Source organism: Streptomyces sp. NPDC048416 (assembly GCF_043200435.1).
Taxonomy (GTDB): domain Bacteria; phylum Actinomycetota; class Actinomycetes; order Streptomycetales; family Streptomycetaceae; genus Streptomyces.
The window spans coordinates 20,751-32,464 of record NZ_JBICXU010000047.1 but is presented as its reverse complement, the minus strand read 5'-3'; the positions used below and the strand labels follow the sequence as shown (position 1 = coordinate 32,464).

Sequence of the window (11,714 nt, the reverse complement as noted above, 5' to 3'; positions counted from 1 at the left end):
TGGGGCGGCCGGGTCTGACTGCTGAGCGTTTTGTGGCTCATCCTTTCGGTGGTTCGGGTGAGCGGATGTATCGGACGGGTGACCTGGTGTGCTGGCATGCTGATGGTCAGCTCCGGTATTTGGGGCGTGTGGATGATCAGGTGAAGATCCGTGGGTTCCGTATCGAACCGGGGGAGATTCAGGCGGCGTTGGAGGCGGAGCCGGGTGTCTCGCAGGCTCTGGTGGTGGCCCGTCCGCATCTCGATGACACCCGCCTCGTCGCCTACGTCGTTCCTTCCTCGGCGGGAGGGGAGCAAGGAATAACCGCCGAGCAGGTCGACGAATGGCGTGAGATCTACGACTCGGTCTACGAGGAAGCCGTTCATGACGGCGGGGCCGGCACCGGTGAGTTGGGTGAAGGGTTTGAGGGGTGGAACAGTTCGTACTCGGGCGAGCCCATCCCGTTGCCGGAGATGCGGGAATGGCGTGACCAAATGGTGGCGAGGATCCAGGAGTCTGCTCCGCGCCGGGTGTTGGAGATTGGTGTTGGTTCGGGGTTGTTGATGGGGCATGTGGCGGTGGGGGTGGAGTCGTACTGGACGACGGATTTCTCGTCGTCGGTGGTGGAGCGGTTGCGGGGTCAGGTGGCGGGGCTGGGCTGGTATCATGTGGTGGTGCGGTGTCAGGCCGCGGATGATGTTTCGGGGCTGCCGGTGGGGGAGTTCGACACGGTTGTCATCAACTCGGTCGTGCAGTATTTCCCGGGTTGGGAGTATCTGGAGCGGGTGTTGGACCGGGCGTTCGGGTTGTTGGCCGAGGGTGGCCGGCTGGTGGTCGGGGATGTGCGGCATCGGGGTTTGTTGCGGGCGTTGCAGACGGCGGTTCAGGCGCGTCAGCTGGGTGTTGGGGACGCGGCTCGGTTGCGTGCGGTGGTGGAGCAGGCGGTGGTGACGGAGAAGGAGCTGTTGCTGGATCCCGGTTTCTTCACCGTCTGGGCGTCTGGGCGGTCGGATGTGGTGGGGGTGGATGTGCGGTGGAAGCGGGGGGCCGCGCACAACGAGCTGACGCGCCACCGCTACGACGTGGTCCTGCACAAGGCTCCTTCGCAGCCGCTCTCTCTCGCTCGGACGCCCGTCATGGTGTGGGGCCGGGACGTCGAAGCGCTGGACGCGTTAAGTGATGTGACGTTGCCGGTCCGGGTTTCGGGGGTGCCGAATGCGCGGCTGACCGGGGAGGTTGCGGCGGCTCGCGCGCTGGCCGCGGGCGAGCCCATCGAGCGTGTCCGCGAGCTTCTGGACGAGGACGGCGGCCTGGATCCTGAATCGGTGTGCGTCTGGGCTCGCTCGCGGGGCTGGGACGCGGTGGTGACTGTTGGGCAGGGTGAACTCGACACCTTCGATGTGGTGCTGCTGCCCGATGGGGCGGCTGCGGGTGCGGTGTCGGGGGTCTTGGGTCCGGTGGGTGTGGGGTCGCTTGGGGGGTTGGCGAGTGATCCGGTGCGGACGCGGGTGGTGGGTGAGTTGGTGTCGGTGTTGCGTCGGAGTTTGTCGGAGCGGCTTCCGTCGCATTTGGTGCCGGCGGCGTTTGTGGTGTTGGAGGCTTTGCCGTTGACGGTGGGCGGGAAGGTTGACCGGGGTGCGTTGCCTGCTCCTGAGTATGGGGTGTCGGGGTCTCGGGGGGCGCGGACGCCGCAGGAGGAGATGGTGTGTGGTCTGTTCGCGGAGGTGTTGGGTCTGCCGGTGGTGGGGGTGGAGGATGACTTCTTTGCGCTGGGTGGGCATTCGTTGCTGGCGACGCGGTTGGTGAACCGGGTGCGGGCGGTGCTGGGTGTGGATCTGGCGTTGCGTGTGTTGTTCGATCGTCCGACGGTGGCGGGTGTGGTGCGGCATCTGTCGGTGGCGGGGGCGCGTCCGGTGCTGGAGCGGTGTGAGCGGCCGGAGCGTCTGCCGTTGTCGTTTGCTCAGCGCCGGATGTGGTTCCTGTACAAGTTGGAGGGTGCGTCGGCGACGTACAACATTCCGCTCGTGCTGCGTCTCACGGGGGAGGTGGATGGGGCGGCGATGGAGGCGGCACTCAATGATGTGATGGCCCGGCACGAGCCGTTGCGGACGGTCTTCCCCGACATCGACGGTGAGCCCTACCAGCACATCCTCACCCCCATCGGAACCCACCTCACCCTCACCGTCGAACCGGTGACGGAGGACGCGGTGGCTTCCCGACTGGCGGAGTGTGTGCAGCACGGATTCGAGCTGGACCGCGAAATACCGCTCGTGGCAAGGCTGTTGACCACAGGACAGGGAGAGGCCGTCCTGGTGCTCGTGATGCACCACATAGCCGCCGACGGGTGGTCGATGACCCCTCTCGCCGCCGATCTCGCCTCCGCGTACGCGGCCCGGCGCGGAGGCGAGGGGCCGGAGTGGGCCCCGCTCCCGGTCCAGTACGCCGACTACAGCGTCTGGCAGCACGAACTGCTCGGCGAGGACACCGACCCCGACAGTATGCTGCGCCGCCAAGCCGCGTACTGGACGGACCACTTGAGCGGTCTGCCCGATGTCGTCTCCCTGCCCACCGACCGGCCGCGAGCCGCGACGCCTTCCTATCGCAGCGACACCGTGAGCTTCGCGCTCGACGCCTCTACGCATGCCGCGTTGCGGGAGCTCGCCCGCTCGGCGGACGCGACGCTGTTCATGGTCCTGCACGCCGGCTTGGCGGCGTTGCTCTCGCGCCTGGGCGCGGGGCAGGACATCGCAGTGGGTTCGCCCATCGCCGGCCGCACCGACGAAGGCCTTGACGAGCTGGTCGGCTTCTTCGTCAACACCCTGGTGATCCGCGCCGACGTGACGTCGGATCCCACGTTCGGCGAACTCCTGACACAGATTCGCGAGACGAGTCTCGCCGCGTACAGCCACCAGGACATCCCCTTCGAGTACCTGGTGGAACGGCTCAACCCGCAGCGTTCACCCGGCCATCACCCGCTCGTTCAGATCATGTTGGCGCTCCAGAACAGCACAGACCTGGCATTCGAACTCCCGGGCATCCGCGCCGAGTTCGAGGACCCGGGCGTGTCCGGTTCACAGTTCGACCTCACCGTCAACCTGGGTGAGACGTTCGACGAGGACGGCCACCCTGCCGGCATGTCCGGGCTGATCGAGTACGCGACGGATCTGTATGACGCCCGGACGGTTGAGTTGTTCGGCGAGCGGTTGGTGCGGGTGCTGGGTGGGGTGGTTGCGGAGCCCGGCTCTCGGGTGAGTGGGCTTGATGTGCTGGGTGTGGGTGAGCGGAGTCGGCTGTTGGGGTGGTCGGCGACTGACGTTTCACCGGCGCCGGTGACGTTGGCGGGCTTGTTTGCTGGGCGGGTGCGTGAGTCTTCGGGTGCGGTGGCTGTGGTGTGTGGTGGTGAAGTGGTGTGGTCTTATGGGGAGTTGGGGGGTCGGGTGAATCGGTTGGCTCGGTGGTTGATGGGTCGGGGGGTGGGTCCTGGGGTTGTGGTGGGGGTTGCGGTGCCGGTGGGTGTGGAGCAGTTGGTTGCGGTGTTGGGTGTGGTGGTGGCGGGGGGTGCGTATGTGCCGGTGGATGTGGAGTATCCGGGGGCGCGGATTGGTTGGCTGTTGGAGGATGCGCGGCCGGGGCTGGTGCTAACGACGTGTGCGGCGGTGGGGAGTCTGCCGGAGGGGTTGGCGGTGGATGTCGTGCTGCTGGAGGAGGTCGGCGCGGATGGTCTGTCGGGTGCGGAGGTTATGGATGCCGAGCGGGTGGTTCCGTTGTTGCCCGCGCATCCGGCGTATGTGATCTATACGTCGGGTTCGTCGGGGCGGCCGAAGGGTGTGGTGGTGACGCACGGGGGTGTGGCGGGGTTCGCGGCGGGCCTGGTGGAGCGGATGGGGCTCGGGATGGGTGGGCGTGTGTTGCGTTCGGCGTCGTTGAGTTTTGATGCGTCGGTGTTGGAGTTGGTGCTTGCGTGGGGTTCGGGGTCGGTGTTGGTTGTGCCGGAGGCTGGGTTCGGGCTGGCGGGGGCGGAGTTGGAGGGAGCTCTTGCGCGGGGTGGGGTGACGCATGCGTTTTTGCCGCCGTCGGTGGTGGCGACGTTGCCGGAGGGTGCGTGGGAGCGGCTGGGTGGTCTGGTTGGTTTGGCGGTGGGTGCGGAGGCGTGTCCGCCGGAGTTGGTGGCTCGGTGGGGTCCTGGTCGTCGGCTGATCAATGCGTATGGTCCGACGGAGTCGACGGTGGCTGTGTCGATCAGTGATCCGTTGACCGTGGGTGGGGGTGTTGCGATCGGGCGGCCGGTGCCGGGTGTGGGGCTGTTTGTGTTGGATGAGCGTTTGGGGTTTGTTCCGGTGGGTGTGCCGGGGGAGTTGTATGTGTCGGGGCCGGGGTTGGCGCGTGGGTATGTGGGGCGGCCGGGTCTGACTGCTGAGCGTTTTGTGGCTCATCCTTTCGGTGGTTCGGGTGAGCGGATGTATCGGACGGGTGACCTGGTGTGCTGGAACGCTGATGGTCAGCTCCGGTATTTGGGGCGTGTGGATGATCAGGTGAAGATCCGTGGGTTCCGTATCGAACCGGGCGAGATTCAGGCGGCGTTGGAGGCCGAGCCGGGTGTCTCGCAGGCTCTGGTCGTGGCCCGTCCGCATCTCGACGACACCCGCCTCGTCGCCTACGTCGTCGCCGAGGGCGGTCTCGGCCGCTCGCTTGGTGCTCTGCGCGAGTCGCTGAGCCGTGACCTGCCCAGGTACATGGTGCCGTCGGCCATCGTCGCGCTGGACGCGTTCCCCCTGACCGTGAGCGGGAAGATCGACCGGAGTGCGCTGCCGGCGCCACAATACGGCGGGGCCGGTATGTCCCGTGCGCCGCGCACCCAGACCGAAGAGGTCCTGTGCGAGCTGTTCGCAGGGGTGCTGGGGGTGCCGGTGGTGGGTGTGGACGACGATTTCTTCGATCTGGGTGGGCATTCGTTGTTGGCGACCCGGTTGGTGAGCCGGGTGCGTGCGGTGTTGGGGGTGGAGTTGCCGTTGCGGGCGTTGTTCGACGCGCCGACGGTGGCGGGGCTCGCCGGTCGGCTCTCGGGTGCCGGGTCGCGTCCGGTGCTGGAGCGGCGGGAGCGGCCGGAGGTGCTTCCTTTGTCGTTCGCGCAGCGCAGGCTGTGGTTCCTGTACAAGTTCGAGGGCGCGTCGGCGACGTACAACATGCCGCTGGTCCTCAGGCTGACCGGAAAGCTGGACACCGGCGCTCTGGAGGCCGCGCTCAACGACGTCATCGCGCGGCACGAACCGCTGCGGACCGTATTCCCCGACATCGACGGACGGCCCCACCAGCGGGTGCTCGCTGCCGAGCGGGCGCGAATCACCGTCGAGGTGGAGGAGATCGGCGAGGAGCAGGTGCCCGAGCGGGTGGCACGGATCGTGCGGCAGGGGTTCGAGTTGGACAGGGAGATCCCGTTCCGGGCAGGGCTCCTGGTCACCGGGCCCGACACGTCCGTGCTGGTCGTGGTCATCCATCACATCGCGGCCGACGGCTGGTCGATGGGGCCGCTGACGCGTGACCTGGTCGCCGCGTACACCGCGCGCCGGGACGGGGCACGACCGCAGTGGGCCCCGCTCCCGTTGCAGTACGCGGACTTCACCCTCTGGCAGCACGATCTGCTCGGGGACGACTCCGATCCGGACAGCCTCTTCGTGCGGCAGGCCGCGTACTGGGCGGACCAGTTGGCCGGGCTGCCGGAACAGGCCACGCTGCCGCCCGACCGGCCGCGCCCCGCGCTTCCCTCCTATCGCGGCGACGTCACGCAGTTCCGGATAGGCGCCGGGACCCACGCCGGACTGCGGGCCCTGGCCCGCTCCGCGGACTCGACGCTGTTCATGGTCCTCCAGGCGGGCCTGGCGGCCCTGCTGTCGAGGCTGGGCGCCGGGGACGACATTCCCGTTGGCTCGCCCATAGCCGGCCGCGGCGACGAGAACCTGGACGACCTGGTCGGGTTCTTCGTCAGCACCCTGGTGCTGCGCACCGACACCTCCGGGGACCCGACCTTCGCCGAGCTGCTGGCCCGGGTGCGCGAGACCTGCCTGGCCGCGTACACCCACCAGGACCTGCCGTTCGAGTACCTGGTGGAGAAGGTCAACCCGCAGCGCTCCACCGCTCACCACCCGCTGTTCCAGGTCGTGTTGGTCCTCCAGAACGACGACGGCGCGCGCTTCGACCTGCCGGGGCTCCAAGTGGGGGCGGAGAAGGCGGGCGCCGGTTCGGCCAAGTTCGACGTTTTCGTCAGCGTCACCGAGACCTTTGACGAAGCGGGCGAGCCGGCCGGGCTCACCGGCCTCGTCGAATACGCCACCGATCTGTACGACGCGACGACCATCGACGCCTTCACCGCGCGCTGGACGCGCCTGCTGGACTCGGCGATCGACGACCCGCACCGGCCGGTCAGGTCGCTGCGGATCCTGGCACCGCACGAGCGCGGGACGCTGCTCGAATGGTCCGGAGCCGACCGCGCCGACCTGCCCCCTCTTACCCTGCCCGAACTCTTCCGGGCGGCGGCCGAACGGTCACCGGACGCCGTGGCGACCATCTCGGGCCGCGACGAGAGGTCGTACAGCGAGCTGTCGTACGCCGAACTGGACCGCCGCTCGAACCGCGTCGCGCACCACCTGCTGGGGCTCGGGGTCGGCCCCGGCCGGCGAGTGGCGCTGCGGATGCGACGCGGGCCCGAGCTCGTCGCCACCATCCTCGGTGTGGTCAAGACCGGCGCCGCGTATGTCCCGGTCGACCCCGACTATCCGGCTGAGCGGATCGCGTACATGCTCGCCGACGCGGATCCCGCCGTCGTCCTCGACGACGCCTGGACGGCCGGGCTGGACCACGAAGCGCTGCCGGACACCGACCCGGGCGTGCCGGTCCATCCCGCGCACACCGCGTACGTCATCTACACCTCCGGGTCCACCGGCCGCCCCAAGGGCGTCGAGGTCACCCACGCCGGGTTCGCCAACCTCGCGCGTGCGCAACTGGACGCGTTCGCGCTCACCCCGGACAGCCGGGTGCTCCAGTTCGCTTCGCCCAGCTTCGACGTGTCGGTGTGGGAGCTGGTGATGGCGTTCGCGTCGGGCGCGGCCCTCGTGGCGGCCTCCGCCGACGCGCTGGCCGGTGACGCGCTGGCGGAAACGCTGCGCGGGCGGCGGGTGACCCATGTGACGCTGCCGCCCTCGGTGCTTGCGACCCTCGACGCGCGAGGGCCGGGCGTGCCCTTCCCCGACCTGGCGGTTCTCCTGGTGGCCGGCGAGGCATGCTCACCCGACCTCACGGAACGCTGGGCACCCGGCCGCCGCATGATCAACGCGTACGGGCCCACCGAGTCCACCGTCGGCGCGGCCATGAGCACGCCGCTGACCGGCCGCGAGAGCGGAGTCGTTCCCATGGGGCGGCCGCTGTTCGGACTGTCCGGCTACGTCCTGGACGGCGGTCTGCACCCCGTGCCGCAGGGAGTGGTCGGCGAGTTGTACGTGGCAGGGGCCGGCCTGGCCCGCGGCTACCTGGGCCGGCCTGGGCTCACCGCCGAACGGTTCGTGGCCAACCCGCTGGGCGGCCCCGGGGAGCGGATGTACCGCACCGGCGACGTCGTACGGTGGAACGCCGAAGGCCAGCTGGAATACCTCGGCCGTGCCGACGATCAGGTGAAGATCCGCGGCTTCCGGGTCGAACCCGGCGAGATCCAGGCCGAGTTGCTGCGCCTGCCCGGCCTCGTCCAGGCCTTTGTGACCGTCCACCGGCACGGCGGGACGGACCCGCGGCTGGTGGCGTACGTGGTGCCGGAAGACCCGGGCGGCTTCTCAGCGGCCGCCGTGCGCGAGGCCCTGCGCGAACGGCTCCCCGGCTACATGGTCCCCTCGGCGGTGACGGCCCTGCCCGAACTGCCGCTCAGCCCCAACGGCAAGGTGGACCGCAAGGCGCTCCCCGCTCCCGACTACAGCGGCCGGGCCGGGCGCCCGCCGCGCACTCCGCGCGAAGAGGTGCTGTGCACCCTCTACGCCGAAGTGCTGGGCCTGCCCGGAGTGAGCGTGGACGACGGCTTCTTCGACCTCGGAGGGCACTCCCTGCTGGCGACCGGGCTGATCAGTCGCATCCAGGCGGTCCTCGGCGTCGAACTGCCCCTGCGCATCCTCTTCGAGGCGCCGACCGTCGCCGAACTCGCCCGGCGCCTGGACGAGGACGCCGATCACAGCTCCGGCCCGGGCGAACGCGGCGCGCATTCCACCGCGTTCGAGGTACTGCTCCCGCTGCGCACCAAGGGCGCCCAGGCGCCGTTGTTCTGTCTGCACTCGGGCGGCGGCATGTGCTGGAACTACGCGAGCCTGCTGCCGCACATCGACGCCGACATCCCTCTCTACGGTCTCCAGGCCCGCGGGTTGTCCGACCCCGACAACCTGCCCGGCTCGGTGGAGGAGGTGGCCGACGACTGCATCGAGGCGATGCTCCGGGTGCAGCCGGAAGGGCCGTACCGGCTCATGGGGCACTCCTTCGGAGGCATCGTCGCCCACGCCGTCGCGGCCCGGCTGGCCGAACGAGGACAGCGGGTCGAGCTGATGGTCTGCCTCGACGCCAAGCCCGCCGCGCAGGAGGACATCCCCGAGCACGCGCACGAGGAGTACTACCGGGGCATCCTCGAACTGCTGGGGGTGAGCACCGTCGAAGTCCCCACGCAGGGCATGACGTTCGAGGAGTTCGCGGCAGTGGCGCGGACGACGAACACCGTGCTGGGCAGCATCGAGGAGAGCGAATTCCTCACCATCATGCGGGTGATGGAGAACAACATCGACATCACCGGACGCTACCGGCATCAGCGGGTCGCGACCGAGATGATGCTGTTCGCCGCCACGCAGGAGACCGACAGCGTGCTGGAGCCCGACGTCTGGCACGCGTACCTCGACGGGCCACTGGAGTACCGGCGGATGGACTGCTCCCACGCCGGCATGCTCAAACCGGAGACGCTCCACCGCATCGGCGCGTTGATCCAGGACCGTCTACGACGCGGTTCGCACGGCGCCTGAATGCTGCTGCGGGGTGCGGGGTGCGGGGTGCGGGGTGCGGGGTGCGGGGTGCGGGGTGCGGGGTGCGGGGTGCGGCGGGGTGTTGGGTTGTGGGGGCGGCGTCCACGCATACGGGACGGTGTGACCGCGTTCACGCGTGGTGGGGCGGTGTGACGGCGTCCACGCCTGTAGGGCGGTGTGACGGCTGGGTCACGTGGACGCCCTGATACCGGGCGTCCATCGTGCCCTGCTCGCAACCGCCACCCTCGAATCGCTCCCCATGGCGGTCGGGACAGCACGTGACTTCAGGCGCGACGCGGCGTGGGTGACGGACGGCGCTGCGCGCCCGCTCTACGCAGCGCGCAGGCGGACGCGGTCCGGGGTGAGGTCCTTGAGCGAGGTGGCGCCCAGCAACTGCATGGTCTGCCGCACCTCCGCCGAGAGGATGTCCAGCACCCGGCGCACTCCGGCCTCGCCGCCCGCCATCAGGCCGTAGAGATAGGCACGGCCGACGAGAACTGCCGTCGCGCCCATGCAGACCGCCGCCACCGCATCCGCGCCGGACCGAACCCCGCCGTCGAGATAGACCTCCGCTGCGCCGTCCACCGCCCTGACGACCGCGGGCAGTTCCTCCAACGGCACGGGTGAGCGGTCCAGTTGGCGCCCGCCATGATTGCTGATGACCAGGGCGTCCACTCCGAGACCGGCCATCAGGCGTGCGTCCTCGGCCGTCTGGACGCCCTTGACGATCAGCTTGCCCGGCCAGACCTCCCGCAGCCACACCACGTCGTCGGCGGTCGCCGCAGGGTCGAACATCAGATTGCCGAGTTCTGCTGCGGTGCCCTGCCACTGGGTGAGAGAGGCGAACCGCAGAGGCGGGGTGGTCAGCAGATTCAGCCACCACCACGGCCGCAGCGCCCCGTCCAGCAAGGTGCGCGCGGTCAGCGCCGGCGGGATCGTCATGCCGTTGCGGACATCCCGCAGCCGTGATCCCCCGACCGGCGTGTCCACGGTCAGCATCAAAGCCTCGTACCCGGCCTCCGCGGCGCCGCACACCAGGTCCAGGCTGCGGGCCCGGTCGCGCCACAGGTACAGCTGGAACCAGCGGCGTACGCCCGGCACGGCGGCGGCGAGCGGCCCGGCGGCCGTCGTGCCCATCGTGGACAGCGTGTACGGGACCCCATGGGCGGCCGCTGCCCGTGCCACGGCCACCTCGCCCTCGTGGTGCATCATCCGCGTGAAGCCAGTCGGGGCGAGCGCGATGGGAAGGGCGGACACCTCGCCGAGTAGCGTTGCCGAGGTGTCGACCGCCGAGACGTCCCGCAGCACGCTGGGCCGGAACTCGATCCGGCGGAAGGCGGCCTGGTTGCGGGCCAGCGAAAGCTCCTCGCCCGCGGCCCCGTCCGTGTAGTCGAAGACGGCTCTGGGAGCGCGTCGGCGCGCGGCGGCACGCAGGTCGGCCACGTCGGCGGCGGCCGCGAGCCGTCGCGGGGCCCCGCCGGGCCGGGGCCGCGGCCGCAGCAGGGGCGCGAGTTCGGCCGGGCGCGGGAATCGGCGCCGGGGGTGGTCGCCCACCGGGGGTGACGGGGGTGACGGAAGTGACGGAAGTGACGGGAAGCCGTCCAAGGTCCCTCCTCGTTCCGAGGGCCCACGCGGCCGGTCACGGGCCGCGCCCGGGAGGGCCCGGGGGCCGTCCTGCCGGGTCACGGTCACGGGCACTGTACGGCCGAGGTGCGGCGCACGACGACAACTGTTCGGCTGCGCAAGCCCGTTGGCGCCGTCTGCCCGACGCGCAAGATGTGGTGTGCGCGGTGCCGAGCCGTGGTGCGCGCGCACGGTGCCGGGCCATGGTGCGCACGGCGCCGGGCTGTGGTGCGCGCTGGGTAGGGCTGTGGTGCGCGCGGTGCCGGGCCGTGGTGCATGCCGGGCAGGGCCATGGTGTGTGTGCGGGGCCATGGTGCGTGGGCGGTGCTTTGCTCAACGCTCACGCTCAACGCTCAACGCTCGACGTGCGCCGGGCTCGGGCGTGTGGGCGGCACCCCGTTCAACTGCGCAGGCGTCCTACGGGCCGCGTTCCTCCCGCTCGTCCGCTCAGGGGCGCGTCCCGGGCCCGAAGCCCGTCCAGCGCAGGGCCGGGGGGAGATGGCTCATGTCGTTGTAGACCACCAGTGAGGGGGCGGCGCCGGTGTAGTACTCGATCGCCGTCACCGCCGTGTTCCCGCAGCTCATCCCCAGCCACCGCTCACGTGGCGCGCCAAGGGCGTGCCGCAGGAGCCAGGCCACCTGATAGGCGTGGGTGACCAGGACCTCGTGCGTCTCGGTGTCGGCCGGGCGGGCGAACCGGTCGGTCAGCGCATCCGCCAAGCGCTCTCCCTTCGCCGCTTCTGCGGGATCGTAGCCGTCGAAGACCCCGGCCCATGCCGCAGGCGGCTTCTTCGGCACGTGCGGGATGTGGTCGGTCAGCTCGGCCGCCTCCCGCACCGGGACCCCGGCCAGACGCTCGCCGATGAGCTGGGCCGAACGCACCGCCCGGGGCAGCGGCGAGTGCCACACCGTGTCGATCGGCAGGCGGGCCAAGCGCTCCGCAAGCAACTCCGTCTGGCGCCTTCCGACTTCGGTGAGCGTCCCGAAGGCGTCCGCCGCGCCGTGCCTGACCAGGAACAGACGCCGAGTCGCCATGTCAGCCCCTCCAAAGGGAGATGGAGTAAGAGATGCCGGAAA

The 11,714-nt window shown here is 70.0% G+C and carries 3 protein-coding genes; 1 reads left to right on the top strand and 2 read right to left on the bottom strand.

What is annotated here, in order from left to right; translation table 11 throughout:
• The coding region (locus tag ACGFW5_RS33715) for an amino acid adenylation domain-containing protein (RefSeq protein ID WP_393838142.1) at window positions 1–9,014 on the top strand (9,014 nt) is incomplete at its 5' end.
• Between the two features lie 330 nt (window positions 9,015–9,344).
• On the opposite strand, the gene ACGFW5_RS33710 is transcribed toward ACGFW5_RS33715, so the two are convergent.
• Together ACGFW5_RS33710 and ACGFW5_RS33705 are read right to left on the bottom strand one after the other, a co-directional pair.
• Window positions 9,345–10,568, bottom strand: a complete 1,224-nt coding sequence (locus tag ACGFW5_RS33710; protein WP_393838141.1) for an alpha-hydroxy acid oxidase — start codon at window positions 10,566–10,568, stop codon at window positions 9,345–9,347.
• 516 nt (window positions 10,569–11,084) lie between these two features.
• Entirely contained in the window at window positions 11,085–11,672 is a 588-nt protein-coding gene (locus tag ACGFW5_RS33705) for a histidine phosphatase family protein (protein WP_393838140.1), read from the bottom strand.
• Between the last annotated feature and the right edge of the window lie 42 nt (window positions 11,673–11,714).